Raw genomic sequence first — 23,500 nt, 5'->3', positions numbered from 1 at the left:
TGACTCTTTCGTCGGTGTTCGGCTCACAGGCCCAGGAGGGAGGCGATGCGGTTGCGCTGGATCTCGCTGGTGCCGGAGTAGATCGTTCCGGCGACGGCGTTGCGGACGTCCCTCTCCAGGCCGGTGGCGGTGAGGTAGCCCTGGCCGCCGAAGATCTGGACGGCGTCGAGGGCGGTCTGCTTGTTGGCCTCGCTGACCACGGTCTTGGTCGCGGCGATGTCGATCGCGGCATCCTGGCCGGCCTCCACCTTGGCGCCGGTGTCGGTCAGCCACTTTCGGGCGCTCTCCACGGCGATCTTCATGTCGGCGATCTTGTGGGAGACGCCCTGGAAGGAGCCGATGGGTTCGCCGAACTGGCGGCGGGACTTGGCGTAGGCGAGGACGCGTTCGAAGCGGTGCTCCATCTCGCCGAGCGTGAGGGAGAAGGAGAAGAGGATCTCCCGTTTCATCACGTGGTCGAGGATCAGGAAGCCGGCGCCCTCCTGGCCGATGCGGCGGGTGGCGGGCACGCGCAGCCCGTCGAAGGTGACCGCGCTGAGCGGGGAGGTGCGCAGTCCCATCTTGGACAGCGGTTCGCCGACGGTCAGGCCGGGGGTGTCCCGTTCGACCAGGAAGACGCTCAGGGCGAACGGGCCGGGCCTGCCGGTGCGGACGTAGAGGAGGAAGAGGTCGGCGATGGGGGCGTTGGTGATGAACATCTTGCCGCCGTCGATGACGTAGTCGTCGCCGTCGCGGGTGGCGGTGGTGGAGATGTTCAGGGCGTCGGAGCCGTTGTCGGGTTCGGTGATGGCGTGCGCGGTGATCAGCTCGCCGTTGATGATGGCGGGCAGGAAGCGGGACTTCAGTTCCTGCGAGCCGAACGCCTGGAGCGGGACGCCGACGCTGACGATCTGGGTGGAGGCGGAGAAGCCGAGACCGGCGTCGCGGCAGGTGTGTCCGAGGCCCTGGAGCGCGCGCATCGTGTCCGTCAGGGTGCCGCCGTGGCCGCCGTACTGCGTCTCGAAGGGCACGGCGAGCAGCCCCGAGCGCTGGATGGCCTTCCACTTCTCCCAGGGGAACTGTGCGCGGGCGTCCCACTCCTCGACGTCCAGATTGAGTTCCTCGGCCCAGGCGGTGGCGAGGGTGTAGGGGTCCGGTGCGGTGCCGGCGGTCCGCGGTGCGGGGGTCATGTGTGTGCTGCCTTCCGGTACGTCGCTGGTCGGGGCCGGGGCCCGTGCCGCGGTGGGTGGGACGGGCCCCGGTGCGCGTAACTCAGTACTGGGAGAAGCCGTCGGCGGACAGCGTGTGCTTCTCGTCGCCGCGCAGGGCCGGGCTGAAGACGGAGATCAGTCTCAGATCCTCGTAGTCGGAGGCTATGAGGTAGTGCGCGTCGTTCTCGTTGAGGGCGTATATGGTGCCCTCGGTGATCTTGTGGCGCTCGCCGGAGGCGGTGACGACCTCGCCGGAACCGCCGGTGCAGTAGCAGGCCTCGAGGTGGCGGCGGTACTGCAGGGCGCTGGAGGTGCCCTTGCGGACCAGGGTCTCGCAGACGGTGAAGCCCATGCCGTCGGCCTCGGTGAGCAGGCGGTAGCTGGTGCCGTTGCCCCACTGGACGGGGGCGAGGTCACTGGTGCTGCGCACGATCATGGTGATCTCCTTGTGTGATAGCGTTCTTCGGAAGATCTGCGGGTGTCGTCCGAATGCCGGGGTGCGATGCGCTGCGTCCGGTTCGCTGCGGAGCGGCGAATCCGTTGTGCTCCCGGGCCGCGGTCTTCTGCCGGTCTTCGGGTTCTCCGTGGCTCTTCGCGCGACGGATTCGGGCTCAGGCGGCCGTCTTCGTCGCGTCCTCGACGAACGCCGAGATGGAGCCGATGCTGCGGAAGTTGTCCGGGTTCAGCGGGATGTCGTCGATCGGGATGGCGTAGGCCCGCGACAGGTGCGAGACGACGCGGACGACGCCCAGGCTGTCGACGACGCCGTTGTCGATGAGGTCGTAGTCAGGGGTCAGGTCGGCACTGTCCTCGCCGTCGAGGAACTCGGTGACGACGTAGCCCCGGATCTCGTCCATCAGGGAGGTCATGCGGGATTTCCCTTCTGTCGTGCTGCCTTGATGAGGTTGCGGTCGGGCTTTCCGGTGGACGTGCGCGGCAGCGGGGTGTCGCCCACGTGCACGGAGGAGGGGATGGCGTGGCGGGGCAGGCGCGCGGCGCTGTGCGAGCGCAGCCGCAGCGAGGTCAGCGAGGTGCCGGGCCGGCGGGTCACCTGGGCGTGCAGCCGGTAGCCGGCCTCGGTGTCGGGTATCGCCACGACGGCGGCCTCGGCGACCTCGGGGTGGGCCGCCAGCACGTTCTCGACCTCCTGGACGTTGGTGCGCACGCCGCGGACCTTGACCTGGAAGTCGGTGCGGCCCTGGAGCCAGAACAGACCGTCGGGGTCGCGGGTGACGAGGTCGCCGGTGCGGTAGAAGACTTCGCCGCCGCCGTCGGGAGCGGGCACGAACACGCCCTCGTTGCGGGAGCGTTGCAGATATCCGCGCGTCTGGAACGGTGTCGTCACGAGAAGTTCACCGTTGCCGGGGCCGGTGAGGATCCCCCCCTCGGCGTCGATCAGCAGGGCCCGCACTCCGGGCAGCGGCCGGCCGATGGGGGTCCGCTCGCCGGCGTGGGCCGGGTCGGCGTCATGGATGAAGCTGTCGTTGGTCTCGGTGCAGCCGAAGACGTTGTGGAAGCCGGCGGCGGGGAAGGCCGTGCCGAGCTGCTCCAGCAGCGTCCGGGGCATCGCGTCGCCGGTGAAGATCACCGTGCGGATGTGCGGGTGGACGGCGCCGTCCTGGGTGAGCAGCCGGTGCAGCATGGGCACGCCCTGGACGAAGGTCACCTCGTGGCGGGCGAGCAGGTCCTGCAGGTGGCGGGCGTCGGTGCTCAGTTCCGTCTCGACGAGGACGGCGCGGGCGCCCAGGTGCAGCGCGGTCCACACGTCGAGCAGGGAGAGGTCGAAGTTCAGGGGGGCGTAGCTGAGCAGGGTGTCCCGCTCGGTGAGGCGGAACCGTTCGGCCGCCCAGCGGGCGAAGCGGACGAAGCCCCCGGCCGGGATGGGCACGATCTTCGGAGTGCCGGTGGAGCCGGAGGTGGTGAGCATCAGGGGTGCGGTGTCCGGGTCCGCGGCGTCGAAGCCCTCGGCGGCCTGCGGGTCGGCGGCGAGGGGGGCGATGTCGAGCACCGCCTGGTCGTCGACGGTGAGCAGGGCCGAGCAGCGAGCCTGCGCGGCGATGGCCGCCCGGGCGTCGGCGCCCAGTTCGGGTGACGGCGCCAGGACCGCGTGGCCGGCGTTGAAGGCGCCGATGAGCAGGGCGATCGTGGCGGGCGTCTTGCGGGCCGGTATGCACAGCGGCTGCCGCCGGTCGAGTCCGCTCGCCTCCAGGGCGCTGGAGAGTTCTTCGGCGAGGGCGGCCAGCCGGCGGTAGGTCACCTGCTGGTCGCCGTGGATCAGGGCGACCTGATCGGGTCGGAGCCGGGCGTGCGCGGCCAGCACGTCCAGAAAGCTTGGTAGCGGCACAATTCCCCCTATTCATGTACATGACTACGGGATCATGCGGAAGGGGGATGATGGCGCATGAGTCGCGCCGAGACATCGCGGAGCCCGGCATGTAGCTGCTCGGCCGGCCCCGCATCACTCCCCCGTGATCGAGCCGCGACCAACCGTACCGGCGGTGCATGCAGAGTCAAGCATCTATCTAGCTCCCTGCCCGTGATGCACATCACTCGGTGGAGGCGGCTCGGCGGGGCCCCGCTTGCTTGATGAACTATGGGTTTCGAGTTCCTTTCAGGCCTTCCGCGCATGCGTCGCGGGGCTTAAGGAAGGGGGCGGCGCACGGCGGCGGCCGTTCACCCACGCCCGCCCCGGCCGCCGCCCGCACACACAGAAGGAGCCGCCCCTTTCCGGGGGGGGGGCGGCTCCTTCGGCCCGCCCCCCGGAGGGGCGGGGCGGGCATACGGGTCCGCGGCGCTCAGAGACCGCTGCGCAGCGACTGGACCGTACCGGCCAGTTCGGGGTCGGCGCCGGCGGTGTTCAGCGCCGCGCTGAGGACCTCGGCGTAGGTGCCGCGCGCGTCGGCGTAGCGCTGCCTGCCCTCGTCGGTGATAACGGCGTAGACACCGCGTTTGTCGTCGGGACACAGGTCACGGAAGGCGAAGCCGGCCGAGAAGAGCCGGCCCACCAGCCGGGTCACCGAGCTCTGCCCGAGCCCGACCTTCTCGGCCAGCTCCTGCATGCGCAGCTCGCTGTCCTTCGCTTGGACGAGACACTCCAGGGCGCGGAATTCGGAAAGTCCTATTCCGTGCTTGCGCTGCAGGGCCTGGGTGAGCTGGCGCTCCACATGTGCGTGCAGGGTGAGGACTCTCCCCCACATGGCCTGGTCCGACGAGGCGGCCGACGCATAGGAGATCGTGGTCATGAAGCAGCTCCCTCTCAGGCGGCGCGTTGACAACAAGATACATGTTCATGCAAGCTTTCACCGCCCACCCGACTCTTGCATCGGATCTGTTGAAGTTCAAAAAGATGCACGTACAAACAAGTATTGGGGGCTTCATGCCCGATACCACCGTGCCCGCCGTCGGCCGCTCCCCTCGCGGGAGCCGCGCCCGGCCGCCGGGCCCGTCGCTGCCGGGGACCGTCCCGGTGGCCGTCGGCGGGGACGCCGGCCTGTCGGCCCGCGCGGCGGGCGTCGCCGTGCGCGGCGCGGCCGCCGAGCGGAACAAGCGGAAGGGGATCAGCGTCTTCCGGCCGATCTCCTCCGCCTCGGTCATCGGCGGCGCCGTGCGGCCCCGCCCGGACACGGTCTGAGTCGGGGAGCGACGATGTCCCATCACGAGATCTCACAGAGCGAGCTGACCGAGTACGCCCGCGAGGCGGTCCGCATCAGCCGCGAGCACGTCGCCAGGGGCGGCATCCCGTTCTCCGGGGTGGTGGTCAACGACGGCCGCGTCCTGGGCACCGGCTTCAACCGGGTGCGCGAGGACAACGACCCCACCGCGCACGCCGAGGTCGTGGCGCTGCGGGAGGCCGCCGCCCGGTACGGGCTGCACGCCACCGCCGGGGCCACGCTGTTCGCCTCCGGCGAGCCCTGCGCCCTGTGCTACATGGCCTCGCTGTACTTCAACGTCAGCCACATCGTCCACGTGGTGGACCGCAAGACGGCCGCGCGCTACGGCTTCGACTACTCGGGGTCCTACTCGATCTTCGCCCAGGACCCGGCCCTGTGGCCGGTCGAGGTCACCTCGCTGCCGGTCCCGGAGGGGACGGAACCGTTCGAAGAATTCCTCGCCCTGAACCGGAGGCGGATGTGAACGACAACGACACGCGCACCAGCACGGTCCCCATCAAGGTCTGGTCGGACTACGTCTGTCCGTTCTGCATGCTCGCCGAGGGCCCGCTGCACGAGGCCACCCGGGACCTGGATGTCGAGATCGAGTGGATGCCGTTCGAACTGCGGCCCCACCCCACCCCGACCCTGCGGCCGGAGGACGAGTACCTGCCGGCCGTCTGGGCCCGCTCGGTCTACCCGATGGCCCGCCGGATGGGCGTGGACATCACCCTGCCCACCGTCTCGCCGCAGCCCTACACCCGGCTGGCGTTCGAGGGTTACCAGTACGCCGCCGAGCACGGCCGTGCCGCCGAGTACACCCCACGCATGCTGCGGGCGTTCTTCCAGGAGAACCGGGACATCGGCCGGGTGGACGTCCTCACCGACATCGCCCGCGAACTGGGCTTGGACGGGGACGAGTTCGCCCAGGCACTGATCGACGGCACCTACACCGCCGCCCACCAGGAGGCGCTGCGCAGCGCCGCCGCCTACCGCGTCTCCGTCGCGCCCACCCTCGTCATCGGCGAACGCCACCGCATCGAGGGCGTCCCCTCCCCCGCCCAGATCCGCAAGGCCGTGCTCGACATCCAGGCCGAGCAGGCCGTCGCCCGCGGCGCCGCCTGCGGCATCGACGGATGCTGAGCACACCGCACCGCCCCACCTCCTCGCCCACCGGCCGGCGCGTGCCCTGATCTTCCGGCCCACCCCCGCTTCCCCGTGCCCGCGACCGCTCACCCGGTACGGCGCACCCCACGGCGCGCCGTCCCCGCCGCGCCGGCCTCCATACGAACGAAGGGACCCGCCATGCAGTGGCTCTACCTCGCCATCGCCGACATCTTCGAGATCGCCGTCGCCATCGCGGCCGGCAAGGCCGAGGGCTTCAAGAACCGCAAGTGGACCATCGCGACCCTGGTCAGCGGTGCCATCGGAACGTACTTCCTCAGCAAGGCGCTGCTGACCTTCAACGTCGGTGTCGGCTACGCCATCTGGACCTCCGTCGCCGGTATCGGCATCACGCTGCTGGGCGCGCTGCTCTTCGGCCAGCGTCTGACCTGGCGCAAGGCGCTGGGCATCCTCGCCATCATCGTCGGCGTCGTCGGCCTCCAGCTCAGTGGTGCCGCCTGAGCCTCACGCCGCCGCCCGCCCCCTCCACTTCCCGAAAGGACCCACGCACATGTCCGACACCAGCCCCTCCTCCGCCAACTCCTGGCTGATGCTCCTCCTCGCCGGCGGCTTCGAGGTCGGCTACGCCCTCTCCGTCGGAGGCAGCCACGGCTTCACCCGCCTGACGTGGTCGCTGGTCGCCGTCGTGTTCTTCCTCCTGACGCTGTGGGCGCTGAGCGCCGCGCTGCGCACCATCGACGTCGCTCTCGGCTACGCCGTCTGGGCCGGCATCGGCTCGGCGGGCGCGGCGCTGCTCGGCCCGGTCTTCTTCGACGAGACCCTCACCGCCACCCAGGCCCTGTGGCTGGGCCTGATCATCGTCGGCGTGGTCTGGCTCAAGCTCGCCGACCGGCCGCAGGCCGGTGCCGAGTCCGCCGCCGCGCCGCAGGGCGCCCAGGAGGTCCCCGCCGGCCGGCACGAGACCCAGGGCGCCTGACGCCCACCCCGCACAGCCCGCACCGGCGCCGCCGGCCCGCGGCCCGCAGAGCCCGGGCCGGGGGTTGCCGGCGCCGGCGGCCGTCCCCGCCCGCCCGCGCACGCCGGTATCAGACGCTCACGGGTGCGGAAACCCCAACGACGCGAACGACCAGCTCGGGTCCGCGCCACCTCGGAAGGGCCCGGGACTGCGGATCGCCGAGGCCGAGTGGAAGGGGCTTGTCGGCCTCGCTCAGCCGCCGCGACGCGTCGCCGCCGCCCTGCGGGCCTCGGCGAGCTTGCGGGCCTGGTCGGCCTTCCGGGACTTGCCGCCCGTGCCGCGGGAGGCGTCCTTGCTGGTGCCCAGGCCGCGGAAGGGAGCATTGACGTTCTTGGGACGGGGTGCGGCGGGCCCGCCGTCGAGAGGGGTGCCGGAGGGGACCTTGGCCCCGGTGATGCGGCTCAGCTCCGCCTCGCCCGAACGCACCTTGGAGACGGTCGGCTCGATGCCGGCCTCGGCCATCAGCCGGCTCATCTCGCGGCGCTGACCCGACAGCACCAAGGTGACGACACTGCCGGACTCACCCGCCCGGGCGGTGCGGCCCGCTCGGTGCAAGTAGTCCTTGGGGTCGGTGGGCGGGTCGACGTTGACCACCAGATCGAGATCGTCGACGTGCAGTCCACGGGCCGCGACGTTGGTGGCCACCAGGACGGTGATCTGGCCGCTCTTGAACTGCCCGAGGGTCCGGGTGCGTTGGGGCTGGGACTTGCCGCTGTGCAGGGCGGCGGCGTGCACTCCGCTGGCCCGCAGATGCCGGGTGAGCTGGTCGACCGCGTGCTTGGTGTCCAGGAACAGCAGGACGCGGCCGTCGCGGGCGGCGATCTCGGTGGTGACGGCGTACCGGTCCGGGCCGTGGACGACCAGGACATGGTGGTCCATCGTCGCGACGGCGCCCGCGGACGGGTCGACCGAGTGGACGACGGGGTCATGGAGGTAGCGGCCGACCAGGTCGTCGACATCGCGGTCCAGGGTGGCCGAGAACAGCATCCGCTGGCCGTCGGGGTGGACCTGGTCGAGCGCCTCGGTGACCTGCGGCAGGAAACCCATGTCGCACATCTGGTCGGCCTCGTCGAGGACGGTGATCCGGACCCGTCCCAGACGGCAGGCCTTGCGCTGGACGAGGTCGTGCAGACGGCCGGGAGTGGCGACGACGACCTCGGCTCCGTCCCGGAGCGCAGCGGTCTGCCGGCCGATGGACACGCCGCCGACGACGGTGGCCATCCGCAGCCGGAGCGCGTCGGCGTACGGCGCGAGCGCCTCGGTGACCTGCTGGGCCAGCTCCCGGGTAGGTACCAGGACCAGTGCGAGGGGCTGCTTGGGTTCCGCGCGCCGCCCGGCCGTCCGTGCGAGCAGCGGCAGGCCGAAGGCGAGCGTCTTGCCTGATCCGGTGCGCCCACGCCCCAGGACGTCGCGTCCCGCGAGGGCGTCGGGCAGCGTGGCCGCCTGGATCGGGAAGGGCTCGCGCACCCCGAGTTCGGTGAGCGTCCGCAGCACCTCGGCCGGCAGGTCCAGGTCGGCGAAGGAAGCGACCGAGGGCGCCGTCGGGGCGGTGGCCACCGGCTGGGCACGGTCGTCGTGCGAGGTGCCGGGGCGGTTGGGGTGGTTCATGAAGAGCCTTCCGCGTGGAGACGTACCCAGGAAGGCCCGGCGGGAATGAGCAGCCGACGAACAAGGGGAACCGAACGGGCAGGAACGCCAGCCGCCACGAGCACGCAAAAACGCAAGGCTAACACGGCGTGAGGGCCGGCGTCGTGGTGCGGAGCGCTCGGAAGTGCCCCGTCCCCTTCGGTGACGCGCCACGGACCGAGAGCCGCTCCGACCTGGCCGGCCGAGGCCTCTTCCGCTGCCCGCGGGCGGGCGAGCAGCGCAGGGCACGTGACGGGCGGGGTCCGTCCGGCACGGCGTACGGGCGGGAGGCTAGAGGCGTTCGGCGGCCTGGAGGAGCCTCTGGGGCAGGTAGGGGGACTCGACCCGGATGGTCCAGCCCCGGCGGCGGGCGTGGCAGGCCAGTGCGACAACGTTGAGGTCTATGGCCGCGTCGGGGTCCCCGGCCCGGTCGCCGACCCGGTAGTAGTCGCGGTGGGCTTCGAGGGCGTCGGCCAACGCCAGGTTGAAGCTCTCCTCGTCGCCCTCCACGAGCTGCGACAGCAGGACCGCCGGCCGCGGGAAGAAGCCCCAGTCCCTGGCCTTCTCCGCCTCGGCCAGCGCCCGCTCCGCCGCCGCCTCCAGGTCCACGCCCCTCAGGTAGGCGTGGAGGGCCTCCCGGTAGGCGGTGAAGGCCGAGCCGCCCTTGCCGGCCACCACCGTGGGGCCGGTGAGGACCAGGGGCGCGAGGTCCTCGCGTACGCCGGTGATCAGGGCGAAAGCGGTGGCGTTCTCCCAGGCGGCGGGGCTCGCTCCGCTGTCCCGGACGGCCGGGTAGCGGTGTTTCCGTCCGTCGATGGTCACCTCGGTCTCGGTGCCCGGCTCGGCGAGGGCGACGCGGAACAGGGCCGCCCCCATCCGGGAGGCCAGCCGCAGGTTCTCGAGCTGGGCGTCGGTGACGTCGGCGGAGTTCCCGGCGCGCCACTTGAAGAGGAGTTCCTGGTGGCGGATGGCGCTCCCGAGGCGCCGTACGGCGAGGGGCTCCCCGTTCTCCGGGGTGAAGGCCTCCCGGGTGTACTCGTCGAACTGGGCCTCGGTGTCCGGGTGCACGGTGTATTCGAACACCGGTCGGTCCACCACCAGCGGGCCGGCGGCCAGCGCTGCGACGGCGTCGGGACGCCGGTTCCGGCCGAAGCCCTCGACCCTCGGGCCGCGGGTCTCGAAACCCGTGACCAGGGCGTGCGGGAGGTAGGGGGTGCGAAGGGCCGGCATCCAGCCCAGCGTCCGGTACGCGAGCGCGGCCAGGCCGAGCGGCAGCAGCGGAAGGAGAGTTCGCGCGCGGGCGCCGGGGCCGTGCAGGGCGGTGTGCGGGAGCAGGAGGGCGGCCAGGCCCGCGTCGAAGGCTTCCCGGTCCTCGGCGGCCACGGCGCGCAGCGTGTTCAGTGCCACGCTGTCCGGCCGGTCGAGGAGGCTCTCGCCGGTCTCCTCGGCGCGGCTGCGGAGGCGGGCCAGCGCGGCGTCGAGGGCCGCCAGCTTCGCCTGCGCACTGGGCGGGTACGGGTCCTCGTCGTTCCCGGTGTCGCCGAGGACCTGGGCCATGAACCCGGTGGCGAGTTCGCCGGCCGGGGTGCCCTCGGCCTTCTCGGTGAACTTCTCCCGGGCGAAGTGGAAGGCCTCACCGTGCAAGGTGGACTTGTCGGTGAGGATGGCGAGGCAGAACGCGTCGATCCATTCGGCGGGGGTGACGCTCTCCTGCGGGCCGTCGGCGCCGTCCTCGTCACGGGGGTCGTAGCCGATGCCGAAGTTCACGTAGTCGAGGAAGACTTGGAAGGTGCAGTGCGGGTAGTACGCCGCGTAGGCGACTGCGCCGGCGGCGGCCTCGGTGGCGTCCTTGAGGACGGCCTTGGCCTCCGGGGTGTCGAGGCTGGGCGTCTCGGCGGAGAGGGTACCCAGGTAGTCGAGGAACTCGTCGGCGATGGCCTGCCACTCGTAGGTGGCCATCCGGCCGGCCTTCGACATGGACCGGACCTGTCGCCCGATCCGGTTCGCGAAGTCCTCGCGCGCCGCCGAGATGACTGCCTCGGCTACCTGGTGACGTTCTATCCGCACTGCACTGCTCCTCGATGCCGGTCCCTGTGCGGACAGCCTAGGCGCGGGGTCTGACAGGCCGTGCGCGGACGGGCGTCGTCGGGGACGGGAGACCCGAAGGCGCCTACGGCTGCACGACCCGCAGCTCACCGATCCCCGCCTCGGTGGCAGCGGCCGGGACTTCCGGGCCCACCTTCCGGGACTCCGACGCCGCCCTGCGAAGCCTTCTGACGCCCCCCGCAAGCCTGTCACGCCAATGTCGGACACGATACGTACGTGAAACGTACGTCGGCTGCCCGTGATCAGTACGGCATGGGTACGGTTCGGGGCATAGGGTGGGGGCGGAGGTGCTTCATGTCCGAGTTGTTCGATGCGGTGGACGCGCTGGTCGCGTCCCGGTCCACGCTGCCGCCGCCGGCGGAGCGCAAGCGGCTGCGCCAGGCTCATGCGCTCACCCTGGACGAAGTGGCCGCCGCTCTGGGCGTGCGGCGCGCGACCGTGGGCGACTGGGAGTCCGGCAGGACGGAGCCGAGGCCGCCGCAACGGGAGGCGTACGCGCGTCTGATGAAGCAACTCGCGCAGCTCTACCCTGTCCCCGGAGACACCGGTGCGCCGCGGGAGGACACCGCCGCCGCGCCGGACACGGTTTCGGCGCCCGAGGCACCGCCTGCACCCATGGGCCGAGGGACCGCCCTCGCGGACAAGAGCACAGCCGACAACGCCCCACCCGCTCCCCCCGCCACTGTTCCCGCACCGGCCGCCGCGCCCCGTCCGGCACCTGCTGCCCGGCCGTCGCAGACCTCGCGCCGCCCGGACGGGAAGAAGGCCGCCGGGAAGGACACTCCCGCGCACGGCGGCGCGTACGCGCACGGCCCGCTGCTCGTGCTCGACGCCGACGACGAGAGGCAGGTGACCGGCTACGGCGTCGGCGGCCTCATCCTGGACGTGCCCGCCAAGTCCCTTCCAGCCCTGGTCGAGTGGACCCTCGGGGAGGCTCAGCTCGGGGCGGAGAGGCTGCACGGCTCCGGGAAGGACGCCGACCCGCTGCTGGTGCTCACCCGGGCGGCGTGCGAGCGGTACGGCCTGCCCGTGGAGTTGTCCGAGGCCGAGCGGCACGCCGGGCGGCTCGGGGACGGGCACAAGGTCGTCAAGCAGCTCCAGCGTGCCGACTGGCAGCTCACCAAACGCGGGTTCGGGCCCTGGGCGCGGATCTACCGCCCCGCCCAGGGCGGCCGGAGACGGTGCGTACAGGTGTGCATCCCCTCCTGGCACGCTCTCGACGACCGTGCCTGGGGCCACGCCGCACAGCTCGGGCCCGCCCAGCTCGCCCGGGTACTGGGCGTGTACGCCATGCGGGTGATGACACCGGTCGGCACCACGGCCGTCACCGGTCTCGAGTTGATGACCGCGCTGAACCCGCCGACCCGCGCGAGTGAGCCGGACGCCGACGGCCGGCGGCACGCCGAGCACCGGCCCGGGTCGCTGGGCACGCAGCCGATGGACCCGGCGCCGTGCGAGGCGACCGACGGCCACCCGGTCCTGGCCGAGCTGCCCCGCTTCCACGTGCGCGGCCACGGCGAGAAGCTGTTCGAGGAGGCCTACGACTGGGCGCGGGATCTGACCGATGACGAGTGCATGCGGCGCTGTCTGGTCGGCATCGACGTGAACCTGGCGTTCGGCGCGGCGGCGAACGGCGCCGTCGTCGGCCTGGCGTCGCCGCCCGTACACGTCACCGACCCCGTCTTCGACCCGGCGCTGCCCGGCTCGTGGCTGGTCGACCTTTCCCACGTCGAGCTGTCCCGGGTGAAGGTCGCCAAGCAGTGGCGTGACCTCGACGGCGCGTTGTTGCCCAGTCCGTTCACGCCGACCGGCGAACGCCCCGAGGGGCCGGCCTGGTACGCCACTCCTACGGTCGCGTACGCCGTCGAGCTGGGCTACGACGTCGCACCACGTGAGGCGTGGGTACGCCCGGAGCACGGCCGGTTCCTGGACGGCTGGTACAAGCGGCTGCGCGACGCCTACGTCACCACCATGGCGGACCTCGGCGTCGCGGAGAAGCTGCCCCCGGCCGAGTTCCTGAAGGCGATGGACGGCTACAAGCGGCGTGACCCCGAGATGGGAATCGTCGTGGACGCCGTCAAGATGACCGTCAAGGGCGGCATCGGCAAGCTCCAGGAGAAGGCGCGCGGCGGCGGCTGGAAGCCGGGGCACGCCTGGCCCGCCCTGGCCCGCCCGACGTGGCGACCTGACATCCGCGCCACCGTCATCTCCCGTGCCCGCGTCAACATGCACCGCAAGATGCTCGCCCTCGCCGCGGCCACCGGCCGCTACCCGGTCGCGGTCCTCTCGGACTGCGCCGTGTACGCCGCCGACGGGCCCGGCCCGCTGGACGTCCTGCCCTACGACGGCGACGGCAGGACCGTGCCGGGCTCGTTCCGGCTGGGGGTGTCTCCGGGGATGGTCAAGCACGAGGGCACCCAGAGCGTGCTGTGGGGCGCGGACGTGTTCGAGCGGCTCGGCCGGGACGGCAAGGTCGCCAACCTCGCCCGCTACATCAAGACCGGCGAGGTCACCGCCAAGGACACCGGAGAGTAGGAGCGTTACGGCGATGGTCACGGTCGCGGAGGAACTCGACAAGGCGGTGCAGGGCGCGTTCACGCGTCCGCTCCCCAAGTCCGCCGGGGCACAGATGCGCTACCTGGTCCGGCAGCACCGGCGCAGCACCCGGCGCGTGGCCGAGCTGCTCGGCGTCAGCCGGCGCACCGTGGAGCGGTACGTGAAGAACGAGATCAGGAAGCCCCGGCCGGAGCTCGCCGACCGGCTCGAACGGGAGGTCCGCGCGCGCTGGCAGCCGCAGATCAGGGCCAGGGCCAAGCAGACCGCGGCCACCACGGGCGGCATCATGATCGACACCCGCGCCCGGTTCGGCTTCACCGCGGCCCCCGGCAGCACCGACGACGCCCGGCTGCGTCACCTCACCCTCGCCCTCCCGCCCCACCACGCCGCCCGCCTCTTCACGGCCCAGGAAGCCGGCGCCACCGAGGACCAGCTCCGCGAGATCGCCGCCGAGGCCCTGGGCGAGGTCTACTTCCGCGACAGCGGGCGCCGCGCGCACGGGCTGGAGGTGGAATTCACCGACCTCGGGCATCTGGAGTTCGAGCTGTAGCCACCTCGGCACGTCGACGCGCCTGATGGCGGGCAGGAGTGCCGTCGGTGGTGAGGGCGATGCGGCCACCCATCCGGCACCCGCGCGCCACGACGCTTCACGTCGGCACCCTCAGCCGCCCTGCGTCGGGGCCTCCGGCGTCGGTGCGGCGAGGCCGGCCAGGTGGTGCAGCGAGTCGGTGAGATGATCAGGGCCGAACGGCGGGAACTGGATGTACTCCCGGATGAACTGCGGCACCGCCGACCAGTCGTAGGTCAGCGTGACCCCGGTCTAACGTGGTCGGGGCCGTGGTCAGGGCGTGTCGCCGCAGTAATAGAAGCTGCAGGCCACGCCCGGACCGGGTGCGCGGGGCTCGCCGGGCCGCGGGTCGTACAGCGACCGCCCGCCGGGGAACCGGCCCAGCTCGGTGGGCAGGGCCGCGCCGTCGTCGACCTCCTCCGGCCGCCAGCCCGTGATGTCCAGCAGCAGCCCGTCCAGCGGGCCGCCGGTGAGCGCGGCGTACGTCCGGTGCGCAAGCGGGCCGGGTTCCTGGTCCTCGTGGTCGCGGCCGTACACCCGGCCGCGCAGCAACTGCTCGTCTCCGTTCATGCGTCCAGGGTTGCAGCCGCCACTGACACAGGGGCCGGAGCCGGCCACCGGACCGGCCCGGCGGACTCCGGCTCGGCACGCCGCGCCGGACGCGGGTCGGCCGCGTGCGACGGACGGGGCGCGGAGCCGGCGACCTCCAGTCGCACGCCGCGTGCTGGCTCACGTACACGCGCCCGTGCCCACGACCCGTACGGCAGCGCTGTGCGCACGACCCGCACGGTGACGCCTGCCGCCCCTGGGCCTAAGGTGTGCCGGTGATCTTCAAGAGGAAGCAGAAGGCCCCGGGCCTCGGTGCCGTCGTGTCCGAGCTGGAGCAGGCCGTCGACGCTCGCGACGGCGCCCGCACCGAACGTGCCTTCGCCGCCATGCTCAAGGGCCTGCGGCAGGCGACGGACACGGAGTGCGTCCTGGCGGGGCCCCGCCTGGCCGCGCTGCTCACCGCCTTCCCGCCCACCGGTCCGCGCCCGCTCCTGGCGTCGGCGGCCGGCTTCTGCGTCGAGCGCGGCGCCGATCCGGCGGCCTGCGCGGAACCGGTCCTCGACGGTGTCCGCCAAGACCTGTTCGACGCCCTGGAGTTCGCCCACCGCTGGAACACTGCCGGCGGCGCCGAGGACGAACTGCCGGAGCCCGACGAGGAGATCATCGACGATGCGCTGCCGGCCCGCTTGGGCGGCGACGCGTACGAGGTCACGCGGCTGGCGCTGGCCTGGTGCTCGGCCGAGGAATGGCAGCCGCCCGCGCTGGCGGTGCTGTGCCGCAGCGCGGAGGTACGCCGTCGGCACGCCTCCGCACTCCTCCCCGCCTGCCGCGAGCTGGCAGCCCTCGGGCGGCACGACCTCAAGTGCCTGGCCTACGCCCTGGCGGTGCTGGACGACGAGCCCCTGATGGTGCTGCACCGGCCCACCGGGAGCGGGTTCGAGATGCGGATCGGCGGCATCGGGGACAACTTCCAGTTGCACACGCTGCTCGCCCACGTCCTGGTCGGTGGCGGCCACGTGCCCGGCACCGCTCCTTCAGCCGAGATCGTCCGCCTGGCCACGGATCCCGAGCCCGCTCAAGAACCCACCGACGCCGTCGCGACCGGAGCCTTCGAACTCCTCGCCCCGGACGGCGAGCGGATCTGGAACGAGGGACTGCCCGACGACATCCCCGTGGTGGAGGGGTACCGCCTGCTCGTACTGGACGAACCGCTGTACAGGCGCAGTTGGAACGCCGACCGGTTCTTTCCCCATCTCCCGGGCAAGGCCGAGCTGATCCGCGTCCTGTCCGACGACGAGGCCCGGACCTGGTTCGCCCGCACCACGTCAGTCAGGAGCACCCGACAGGGGTCCTGACCCGGTGGACCCGGCCGCCACCGCGAAACGCCCGACTCGGACCTGGTCCCCCACCGCACACAGAATCCGCCGGGGCGCTGGCGCGACGGCCTCCCACCGTCCCAGCCTGAGGTCGGGCGCGGGACGTCCGCCGCCGCCCGCCCACGCGCGGACACGCTGTTGCGACGCCTGGATCCGCGCTCACGGGCCTACTGCTTCTTGAAGGAGCGGATCTGGTAGCTGCCCTGGAGGTTGCCGCCATGACCGGCGGTCGTCGATCCGACGCGCGCGTGGTAGTTGGTCTGCGTGTAGTACTGGATGCGGTGACCTGTGCCGTTCCACACGGACAGCACCTTCTTGCCGTTGCGGATGAAGGAGCACGCGTCGGCGGTGTTCGCGACCTTCTCCGACGTCCACTGGCAGCGGGTCCCGCCGCCGTCCCAGCCGCTGTAGATGCAGAAGTGCCCCGGGTCGCAGTGGAAGGCCGCGGCGACGGCGCCGGACTGCGTGGCCGCCGGGGCGGACACGGCGGGGGCGGTGCCGAGGGCCGCCGCGAAGGCGACCGAGGCGATGGCGAGCGAGGTGATACGGCGCATGCGGATCGTCTCCTTACCACTGGTTTCATCGTCGGTGTCCCCGGACGACGGTTGCCAGTGTCATGCGCTGCGAACGGCGGTCACCAGAGCGTGCGGAGGGGCGCGCGAGGCGTCCCCGGCAGCCGCCGGCACTGTCTCTCCACCGTGTGAGCCGGGGCCTCCGGCGGAGTCGGGGTCGCGCTGGCGGACGGCGCGCGACCCCGAGCCGTACCTCCGGTGCATGGACGCAGGCCGGCCGTCGCGGGAACAGCGGCCCGACGGGCACCACCGGCTCGGGGACGCGGTCCGTACGGCTACGGTCCTCGCCCGGCGGCCCGGCCGAACAACGCCAGGAGCCCCCAGAAACTCCTCGCACCGGCTCGCCTCACCGGGTACGGTCTCGAACGTGTTCCGGCTGCGTGGGCCCAAGGGCTCCGTTGTGGCCACCCCGGCAGTTCCCACGCTGAGAGTAGGTTTCATCCATGGCATGTCGTATCAGTGAACTCGTGCTCGGTTGCCGCGAGCCCGAGGTGCTGGCGCGGTTCTGGTGCGAGGTCCTGGACTTCGTGGTGCTCGATCGCGAAGAGGACGGCAGCCTGGAGATCGGACCGCGCGACGGGTTCGGCGGCCCGCAGCCGACGCTCTTCCTCAGCCGCAGGGACGAGCCGGAGCCGGGAAAGCCCCGGCTGCACATCGACGTCAACGCCACCGACCGGGACCAGGACGCCGAGCTCGAACGCCTCCTGAAGCTCGGGGCGCGCCCGGCCGACATCGGCCAGACCGGCGAGGAGTCCTGGCACGTTCTCGCCGACCCCGAGGGCAATGTGTTCTGCCTGCTCAAGGCCCGCCTCAACCCGCTCTGAAGGCTCTGTGCCCCCGGTGCGGCCCCAGGCACTGTCGTGCGGGTCGGGGCCGGCAGGAGGGGTGGCGCACTGCTCGGGGAGGCAGCGCTGCGGGACCAGGTGGCTCCTCGGTGGCCCGCCACGCCCGGAACAACCGGAAGTCATGAGTGGGCCACGGACGTGGCTGTCCTCTCGGCGGCCTTTCTCAGCCGGTTGAGCACCTCCCTCTCCGAAGGCCACAGCGGGGGTTCGGACGTCCGGGGTAGGAACGGGCCGGTCAGGCCGGCCAGCAGGGCCTTCGGCCGGAGCACGCGGGTCGGAGTGGCCTTCAGGCTGGTGACGTCCCAGAGGGCTGCCGCTGCGTCGTAGGAGCCGGTCGCGGCCTTGGTCAGTCGGCGTGCGTAGTGGGCGGTGACCCGGTCGGCGAGTGTGGGCGCTCCGCCGAGTACGCCCGGGTAGAGGATGTCCATGCCGACGGCGGTGGCCCAGGCCGTGTCGACGTGGCGGGCGGCGCCGCGCAGGACGCGTCGGGACAGGCCAGGGCCGGTGAGGCCGTGCTGCTGGACTTCGCGGGTGAGGACCTGGGCGCCGAGCGCCGCCACCGACATGCCCTGTCCGTAGGCGGGGTTGAAGGTGGTCAGCGCGTCGCCGAGCACGACGAACCGTTCGGGCCACCGCGGCGACTTCTCGAAGTACCGGCGGGCATTGCTCGTGCTGCGGCCGCGGGTGACCACGACGTCGGTGAGGGGCTGCGCGCCGGAGATCAGGTGGCCGACGATGGGGTGCGGCAGGCCAAGGGTGTACTCGAGGAAACCCTGCGCGTCCTGGGGAGGTTCACCGCCCCGGGTGCCCCCCGCGCTGACCATCCACCGGTTCCCCTCGATCGGGAGCACCATGGCGCTCCGGCCGGGCCGACCGTTGTAGGGGTTGGCCTGCACCACCGTCAGCGGAAACGATTCGGCACCCTCCGGCGTGCGGTAGATCCGGGTGGCGTTGGTGAGCCCGGAGTCGATCTTCCGCTCTTCGACACCCGTGACGCCTATGCCGCTGAGCCACGTCAGGCTGCCTGATCCCCGACCGCTCGCGTCGACGACGAAGTCCGCTTCCAGTTCCGTGCCGAGGTCGTGGTCCGCCCCGCTGATACGGACACCGTGGACACGCTGAGCGTCGCCGAGGAGCCCCTCCACGGTGGCCCGGTGGATCGAGATGGTGGCACAGGAGTCGAGCAGGGCCTGCCGGAGGACCCAGTCCAGCAGAGCGCGTGTGCAGGTGATCATGTGCGGGCCGTTCCACCTCCACCGGCGGAACCACCCGCTGTCCGCTGTGAGGGCGAGCATGCCGTTGCCGAGGGCGATCTCGTGCGCCCCCGCGCTCAGGAGACGGTCGCGCACGCTGTCCGGGAAGAGCGACTCCATCGCGGCCAGGCCGCCGGCCATGAGCAGATGGGCGTGGTGGCCCTGGGGAACACCGCGCCGGTTCTCAGGACCCTCGGGAAGCTCGTCCCTGTCCAGAAGGAGGATCTGTAGCGCGGGCTCGGCGCGGGCCAGGGCCGCGGCGGCCACCAGCCCGGCTGTGCCGGCTCCGATCACGACGGCTTTTTGCGACAACTGTTACTCCCTGTAGCACTCGTGAGACGGTCTCACTGGATTCTCGCCTGCGCCGGCGCCGCCTCACGGAGGCGGTTCACGGCGTGCGCCAGCTCGACCAAACCGATGGTGACGCGGAACTTCTCCGGCGGGTCGGCAGGTCCGTCCCCCTTGCCCGAAGCACGGCGGATACCGTCGATGATCATCTCGCGTTCGGAGGCGAACCGGGCCTGTTCCTGTCGCTCGCCACGCTCCACGGCGGCCGCGTACGCCGCGTGGCCGACCCGTTGGTCGAAGTGCGCCGTCAACTGGAGCAGAGCGTCATGGATGTTGGCTTCGAGCAGGTAGAGGCGGCTGCTCGGCATCTGCCACCAGGGCTGCCACCACGTCGGTTCCGCGACCGGTGGTGCCGTCACCACGTCCTTCACCGCGGACCACAGCGGTGTCAGCGCACGGTAGGTGGCCAGGCTCTGCCGCTCCGCGGCGGCGGCGGACGCGAGACGTGGAAGGACGAATCCGGTGGAGTAGATCAGAGCGCCGAGCGCGGCGGCCGGCGGGGCGACGGTGGTGGACAGGACGTCCAGGTCGTACCCCAGCCAGCGTGCGACGACAGCGGTGACCTTGGCGAGTGTGAAGCCGAGGGCGTCGAGCAGGAGGCCGGCGAGGATCAGTCGCAGGCCGACGCGCAGGAGCCCGGTGACCTCGTCGCGCGCCCATTTCAGGCAGACGGCGCTCAGGACGACGGTGCTCGCCAGGTGACCCACGAGGTAGAGGCTGATCATCTCCCGCATGTACGGGGTGTTGGCGTAGTACGTGTCCAGGTCGGTGAGCCGCTCCGTGTGCGCGTCCGCCAGGCTGAACAGCAGGACGATGGCGACGATGAGTGTCCCGTAGACGGCGACCGTCATCCGGGTCATCCGCCGTATCCGCTCCTCGGGACCGCCTCTCCAGTGGATCAGCAGGATGATCAGGGAGCAGCTCAGGGCAGAGATCGAGCTGTAGGTCAGCGGGGCGCCGACGTTGGGGATGCCCGTGGCGTGGTTGACCGCGGCGAGGGTGACGGGAGCGGACCAGAAGAAGCACGTGGCGGCGATGAACGCGGTGGCCCGCGTGGCGTTGGACAGGGGTGAGCGGGGAGTCCTGCGTGGTCGGCGAAGAAGTACGGCGGCCAGAGCCAGAAGAATGGACGCCATATACACGACAAGACTCATCTTTTCGGGGACTCCGTTCAGGTCCGCGGAGGTGGGGGAATCGAATGCTCGGATCCTGGCTCAGACCGACTGGGCCGCCACGGTGTCCGGCTCTCGTACCGTCCGCTCGGACTTCCTCACGGCATCGGCGATCCGGACCAGGGACTCGGCGTCCCTCGGGTGGGAGAGCCGCGTCGGCGCGCCCGCGGGTCTGAGCACGGGCCGGGTGCTGCGCCGTACGGCCGCGGCGATGGTCACGGCCCATGCGGTCGAGGTGGCACTCCCCCAGTCACCCGTCCTGTCGAACTCCGCGCCGAAGGCCTCGTCGTAGAGCCGTTCGTCGAAGTGTGTCTCGAGCGCAAGGAGACCGTTGTGGATGGTGCTCCAGCGCCAAGTGCCCCACAGGAGCGGGGAACGCGGGCGCTCGACGCGCAGCGCGCGTTCTTTGAGGACCGGGTCCAGGACGGCGTCGAGGGGTGCGAGACGGAAGAAGTCACGCCACGCCGAAAGGTGGTGGCCCGCCACGGGAAGGAGGACTCCCACCACCGTGAGCAGTGCGCCGAGGCCGGCGCACAGGGGCGGAATGGAGGTGCCGAGGACCGCCCAGTCCCGGCCGGCCCACCGCGCGATGACGGCGACCAGCTTGGAGACGCTGTACCCGGCGCTGATGACCGTACCGGCGCCGATCGTCAGCAGGCTGGCCCGCAGCCAGGGCAGTCTGCGGACCTCCGCCTCGAACGCCCAGCGCAGCGACCAGACGGCACTGACCGTCACGGCCGTCAGATGAGCGACCAGGTACAGGACGACCATCTCGGAGATCCAGGGCGCCGTCGCGTAGTACGTGTCGAAGTCGCTGCGACGCTCCTCCGTGGCGTCCCCCAGGATGTAGAGGGTGGCGATACCGAGGAGGACAGCCGCGTAGCCGTAGAGCCAGCTCCGTGTCGTCCGGCGCGCGGAGGGGCCGCCCCGCCAGCAGGCGATCAGGATCAGAAGTGTCGCGCTGTACGCGGTGATCGAGGCATAGGTCAGAGGGGCGGCCAGGTTGGGTACGCCGCTGACCCGGTTGATCACCTCGACCGAGCTGGGCGCGCCGAGGAGGAAGCACAGCGACGCGAACGCCAACACCGCGTTGATGGCACGGAGCGAGGGCTCGCTCCCGTTCCGGATCAGGCCCGGCAGTTTCACCAGGAGCCCGATCCACAGCAGGCCGCAGCTTATGTAGTTGATCGACCCACTCATTTCCGGTTCCCTCGATAGCTGAGAGCATCTGCGATACGGCGGGCGGTCGCGCCCGTGATCACGTCCCGTTCCATCAGCGCCCGCATCTCCTGCCCGACCCGGATGCCGAACAGTTCGGCCTCCTTCTCGGGATCCTCGTCGAAGCGTGAACGCGCGGCGGCCGGCTGCGCGCCGTGCGCATGCCCGGACTGCAGCTCGTCCCACGCCCCGCCCGCCAACTGCTCGGGGGTGAAGCCGTCCTTCTGCCGCATGTGCCACAGCTCGTGACCGAAGATCTGCGCCTGATGCCAGATGGCCGCGTCCCGCTCGATGATGATGTCGTCACGGTCGGCCCGCTCCAGCCACATCCCGGTGGCCTTGAACTCACGCGGGATGTGCACCTTGTGCACCTCGAGCCTGCGATCGCCGCGCCACTGCCGGGCGGACTCCACCAGTGCTTCGAACAGGGCTTCGGGATCTGCCGGCGCCTCCAGGTCACCTTCCGCGTCGGCGTCACCCAGCCGTCCCCGGACCGGAGCGATGAGCGTCTCGGCGAACTGACGCATCTCCCTGTCGCGCGCCCGTAACCGTTGCCACTGCCGGAGCCGGGTCACAGGAGTCATCGCCCGCTCCGGCGGTTCGGGACAGCGGCACCACGGACTGTGCCGGGCTTCTGCCGGCCGGCAGGCGTACCCAGGGGCCGCGGACGGTGGGGTGCCCCGCTGCATCCGGAGATCACGACGCAAGTCCTTCTCCGCCTCGGCCGCCCTTGTGGACACTCTGTGCGACAGGCCGGGTGACGGCCTCCGCCCACTGGGCCATCGCCTGCACTCCGGTGGGCGACAGGAGCCCGCGCGCCGCGAGCCGCAGTATCTCGGGCGTACGAAGCTCGGCGAAGGGATCCGACCTCGACTCGAGTTCCTGGAGGCGCTGTTGCAGCGCCTCGTCGAGTGCCTCCGGCTCGTCGGCGAAGAAGAACCCGGGCGGCAGGGAGAAGAAACGACGGAGCCGATCGGCCGATTCCAGGCCGGGTATGCCCTTCTTCCGCCACTCGCTCATCGTCTGACGCGTCACGCCGGCGGCTGCGGCGATCTCTTCGAGGGCGTACCTCTTCCCGTCGGCACGCCGGCGCGTCTCGCGAAGGAAGTCCAGCCGCTGCCGCACGCGCTCCGCCACCGAGATGTCCACGGCCCGCCCGCCCGCGAGCAGGGTCAGTACGACGGTCTCAGGGATCCCCGTCTCGTACGACAGGTGCGCGCTGTCGAGCACCTCGGACAACTCGGCGCGTCCCGAGGCACGCTGGATGCGCTCCAGGGTTCCGGCCAGTCTTGCGTAGGCATCGTCTGCTGCCACCGGGCATTCTCCTGCGCGCGTCGCTGATCAGGGGCGGGACGTACGCGAGCGTATCCGCATCCCTCCAACTGGTCGACACGGTCGGGGAAGTGTGCGTGAGACGTCGAGGCGATCGTGCGCGACTTCCGTGCGCAGTTCCAGGCGGCGACAGGCCGCCCCACCGACACCTCCGACGATCAGAACTGGTTCACGTGGACCGGCTGGGCCTCCCCCGGCGCTCAGCCGTCCGGCCGGGAACGTCTGCGACAGCGGCTGCAGGAGGTCACCGAAGCTGCGCAGCACCTGCTCACGGACGAGTCCGTGTCGGACGGCTCCCTGCGGCAGGCGGCACGCCTGCTCGGAGAGGCGGCCGACGCGCTGCGCACCTCCCGCCCCGGGGCTGAGGGCCCGCCACCCGGATCAGGACACGGAGGTGGACGGTGGCCTGTCAGCAGGGTGAGCGGAGTCCGGCGCGTGTCGAGCGCCGGGGGGAAGGCGGCGGCGCGAGAGGGGTGCACCCGCGCGAGCGCAGCCGAGCGTGCCCTCCGGAGAGGCGTGACCCGACGACATGGCCGCAGTCGCGCGTACCGGGCCCCGCGTCCGCGGCATGATCCGGATGGGCGGCCCTAGCGGCCGTGGTCCCTCTCGGACGCCGCCGTCACGGCGGTACCGCCCTGCCGAGCCCGGCCCGCTTGCGGCGGCGGAGAACCGCCTCCGACAAGCGACAGGATGGTGTTCACCATCGAGGCCACGGAGGCGAGGGCGGTGTCGAGGCACTCGTTCCGTACGTCTTCCCCGCACCGGGCGGCGCCCCCGTCGGACGCCTGCCCGGCCCCGGGCTCCGGCAGCTCGTCCCGGGCCCGACGGGCCTCCGCGGCCCGGTCCCGGCCGCCGTACGCGCGGCGCGCCGGCAACTCGTAGCCTCCGCCGTCGCGCACACCCGTACCGGTCTTCCGTGTCAACGGTTCCACCGCGCCTCCGCACTGCCGAATTTCGCCTGCACACAGAGTTCAACGGGCGGCTGGGAACCTTCTGGAG

24 protein-coding genes are annotated in these 23,500 nt (G+C 71.6%); 9 read left to right on the top strand and 15 right to left on the bottom strand.

All coding sequences use genetic code 11. From position 1 onward, the window contains the following. Nucleotides 1-23 precede the first annotated feature (23 nt). The 5 genes from D9753_RS34415 to D9753_RS34395 all read right to left on the bottom strand — a co-directional run bounded on the left by D9753_RS34415 (nt 24) and on the right by D9753_RS34395 (nt 4,432). Nucleotides 24-1,169, bottom strand: coding sequence for an acyl-CoA dehydrogenase family protein (locus tag D9753_RS34415; protein WP_121790561.1), 1,146 nt, complete (start codon nt 1,167-1,169; stop codon nt 24-26). Nucleotides 1,170-1,251: 82 nt separating this feature from the next. Next, nucleotides 1,252-1,626, bottom strand: a complete 375-nt coding sequence (locus D9753_RS34410) for an ectoine synthase (RefSeq protein WP_121790560.1) — start codon at nt 1,624-1,626, stop codon at nt 1,252-1,254. Between the two features lie 175 nt (nt 1,627-1,801). Next, complete coding sequence (locus D9753_RS34405; RefSeq protein WP_121790559.1) at nt 1,802-2,059, bottom strand: acyl carrier protein; 258 nt, start codon at nt 2,057-2,059, stop codon at nt 1,802-1,804. Next, a complete protein-coding gene (locus D9753_RS34400) occupies nt 2,056-3,510 on the bottom strand; it encodes an AMP-binding protein (protein WP_240468365.1) in 1,455 nt (484 codons plus the stop codon). Before D9753_RS34400 ends, D9753_RS34405 begins: the two co-directional genes overlap by 4 nt. A gap of 475 nt (nt 3,511-3,985) precedes the next feature. Beyond that, on the bottom strand, nt 3,986-4,432 hold the full coding sequence (locus D9753_RS34395; RefSeq protein WP_121790557.1) for a MarR family winged helix-turn-helix transcriptional regulator: 447 nt from the start codon (nt 4,430-4,432) through the stop codon (nt 3,986-3,988). Between the two features lie 134 nt (nt 4,433-4,566). Between D9753_RS34395 and D9753_RS36815 the strand changes: the two genes are divergently transcribed. The 5 genes from D9753_RS36815 (at nt 4,567) to D9753_RS34375 (ending at nt 6,941) form a co-directional block, all read left to right on the top strand. Beyond that, nucleotides 4,567-4,821 carry a hypothetical protein gene (locus D9753_RS36815; protein WP_163010867.1) on the top strand — a complete coding sequence of 85 codons (255 nt, stop codon included), beginning with the start codon at nt 4,567-4,569 and terminating at the stop codon, nt 4,819-4,821. A 14-nt stretch (nt 4,822-4,835) separates the two neighbouring features. After that, complete coding sequence (locus tag D9753_RS34390; RefSeq protein WP_121790556.1) at nt 4,836-5,324, top strand: nucleoside deaminase; 489 nt, start codon at nt 4,836-4,838, stop codon at nt 5,322-5,324. Beyond that, nucleotides 5,321-5,983, top strand: coding sequence for a DsbA family oxidoreductase (locus tag D9753_RS34385; protein ID WP_276209452.1), 663 nt, complete (start codon nt 5,321-5,323; stop codon nt 5,981-5,983). The genes D9753_RS34390 and D9753_RS34385 overlap by 4 nt, the downstream gene beginning before the upstream one ends. A 162-nt stretch (nt 5,984-6,145) precedes the next feature. Continuing rightward, nucleotides 6,146-6,466: a DMT family transporter gene (locus D9753_RS34380; RefSeq protein ID WP_121790555.1), complete on the top strand. Its 321-nt coding sequence runs from the start codon at nt 6,146-6,148 to the stop codon at nt 6,464-6,466. Between the two features lie 49 nt (nt 6,467-6,515). Beyond that, the gene (locus D9753_RS34375; RefSeq protein ID WP_121790554.1) at nt 6,516-6,941 is read left to right on the top strand and encodes a DMT family transporter; all 426 of its coding nucleotides are present in this window, start codon (nt 6,516-6,518) and stop codon (nt 6,939-6,941) included. 231 nt (nt 6,942-7,172) lie between these two features. Here the strand turns inward: D9753_RS34375 and D9753_RS34370 are convergent, their stop codons facing one another. Both D9753_RS34370 and D9753_RS34365 read right to left on the bottom strand, forming a co-directional pair. Then, on the bottom strand, nt 7,173-8,588 hold the full coding sequence (locus D9753_RS34370; protein ID WP_121790553.1) for a DEAD/DEAH box helicase: 1,416 nt from the start codon (nt 8,586-8,588) through the stop codon (nt 7,173-7,175). 309 nt (nt 8,589-8,897) lie between these two features. Further along, complete coding sequence (locus tag D9753_RS34365; protein WP_240468364.1) at nt 8,898-10,673, bottom strand: immunity 49 family protein; 1,776 nt, start codon at nt 10,671-10,673, stop codon at nt 8,898-8,900. A 333-nt stretch (nt 10,674-11,006) separates the two neighbouring features. Between D9753_RS34365 and tap the strand changes: the two genes are divergently transcribed. Both tap and tpg read left to right on the top strand, forming a co-directional pair. Beyond that, on the top strand, nt 11,007-13,247 hold the full coding sequence (gene tap / locus D9753_RS34360) for a telomere-associated protein Tap (protein WP_121790552.1): 2,241 nt from the start codon (nt 11,007-11,009) through the stop codon (nt 13,245-13,247). Between the two features lie 13 nt (nt 13,248-13,260). Further along, nucleotides 13,261-13,818 (top strand): telomere-protecting terminal protein Tpg, encoded by a 558-nt coding sequence (tpg, locus tag D9753_RS34355; RefSeq protein ID WP_121790551.1) that lies wholly within the window; start codon nt 13,261-13,263, stop codon nt 13,816-13,818. Nucleotides 13,819-13,929: 111 nt separating this feature from the next. On the opposite strand, the gene D9753_RS38815 is transcribed toward tpg, so the two are convergent. After that, nucleotides 13,930-14,055, bottom strand: a complete 126-nt coding sequence (locus D9753_RS38815; RefSeq protein WP_276209451.1) for a hypothetical protein — start codon at nt 14,053-14,055, stop codon at nt 13,930-13,932. A gap of 54 nt (nt 14,056-14,109) precedes the next feature. After that, nucleotides 14,110-14,406: a hypothetical protein gene (locus D9753_RS34345; RefSeq protein WP_121790550.1), complete on the bottom strand. Its 297-nt coding sequence runs from the start codon at nt 14,404-14,406 to the stop codon at nt 14,110-14,112. 254 nt (nt 14,407-14,660) lie between these two features. Between D9753_RS34345 and D9753_RS34340 the strand changes: the two genes are divergently transcribed. Then, nucleotides 14,661-15,740: a hypothetical protein gene (locus tag D9753_RS34340; protein WP_338057998.1), complete on the top strand. Its 1,080-nt coding sequence runs from the start codon at nt 14,661-14,663 to the stop codon at nt 15,738-15,740. Between the two features lie 188 nt (nt 15,741-15,928). Here the strand turns inward: D9753_RS34340 and D9753_RS34335 are convergent, their stop codons facing one another. Next, nucleotides 15,929-16,315 (bottom strand): peptidase inhibitor family I36 protein, encoded by a 387-nt coding sequence (locus D9753_RS34335; RefSeq protein ID WP_121790548.1) that lies wholly within the window; start codon nt 16,313-16,315, stop codon nt 15,929-15,931. 461 nt (nt 16,316-16,776) lie between these two features. Between D9753_RS34335 and D9753_RS34330 the strand changes: the two genes are divergently transcribed. After that, complete coding sequence (locus D9753_RS34330) at nt 16,777-17,157, top strand: VOC family protein (protein WP_121790547.1); 381 nt, start codon at nt 16,777-16,779, stop codon at nt 17,155-17,157. Between the two features lie 140 nt (nt 17,158-17,297). On the opposite strand, the gene D9753_RS34325 is transcribed toward D9753_RS34330, so the two are convergent. The 5 genes from D9753_RS34325 to D9753_RS34305 form a co-directional block, all read right to left on the bottom strand. Then, a complete protein-coding gene (locus D9753_RS34325) occupies nt 17,298-18,743 on the bottom strand; it encodes an NAD(P)/FAD-dependent oxidoreductase (protein ID WP_121790546.1) in 1,446 nt (481 codons plus the stop codon). 32 nt (nt 18,744-18,775) lie between these two features. Beyond that, nucleotides 18,776-19,915 (bottom strand): MAB_1171c family putative transporter, encoded by a 1,140-nt coding sequence (locus D9753_RS34320; RefSeq protein ID WP_240468363.1) that lies wholly within the window; start codon nt 19,913-19,915, stop codon nt 18,776-18,778. 78 nt (nt 19,916-19,993) lie between these two features. Further along, on the bottom strand, nt 19,994-21,151 hold the full coding sequence (locus D9753_RS34315; protein ID WP_121790544.1) for a hypothetical protein: 1,158 nt from the start codon (nt 21,149-21,151) through the stop codon (nt 19,994-19,996). Further along, on the bottom strand, nt 21,148-21,753 hold the full coding sequence (locus tag D9753_RS34310) for a toxin (RefSeq protein ID WP_121790543.1): 606 nt from the start codon (nt 21,751-21,753) through the stop codon (nt 21,148-21,150). The genes D9753_RS34315 and D9753_RS34310 overlap by 4 nt, the downstream gene beginning before the upstream one ends. Before the next feature lie 112 nt (nt 21,754-21,865). After that, nucleotides 21,866-22,483, bottom strand: coding sequence for a helix-turn-helix transcriptional regulator (locus D9753_RS34305; RefSeq protein WP_121790542.1), 618 nt, complete (start codon nt 22,481-22,483; stop codon nt 21,866-21,868). Between the last annotated feature and the right edge of the window lie 1,017 nt (nt 22,484-23,500).

Origin of the sequence: Streptomyces dangxiongensis (assembly GCF_003675325.1) — a bacterium.
GTDB lineage: Bacteria > Actinomycetota > Actinomycetes > Streptomycetales > Streptomycetaceae > Streptomyces > Streptomyces dangxiongensis.
Note: the sequence above shows the minus strand (reverse complement) of the source record. Positions and strands in the feature narration are given on the sequence as shown.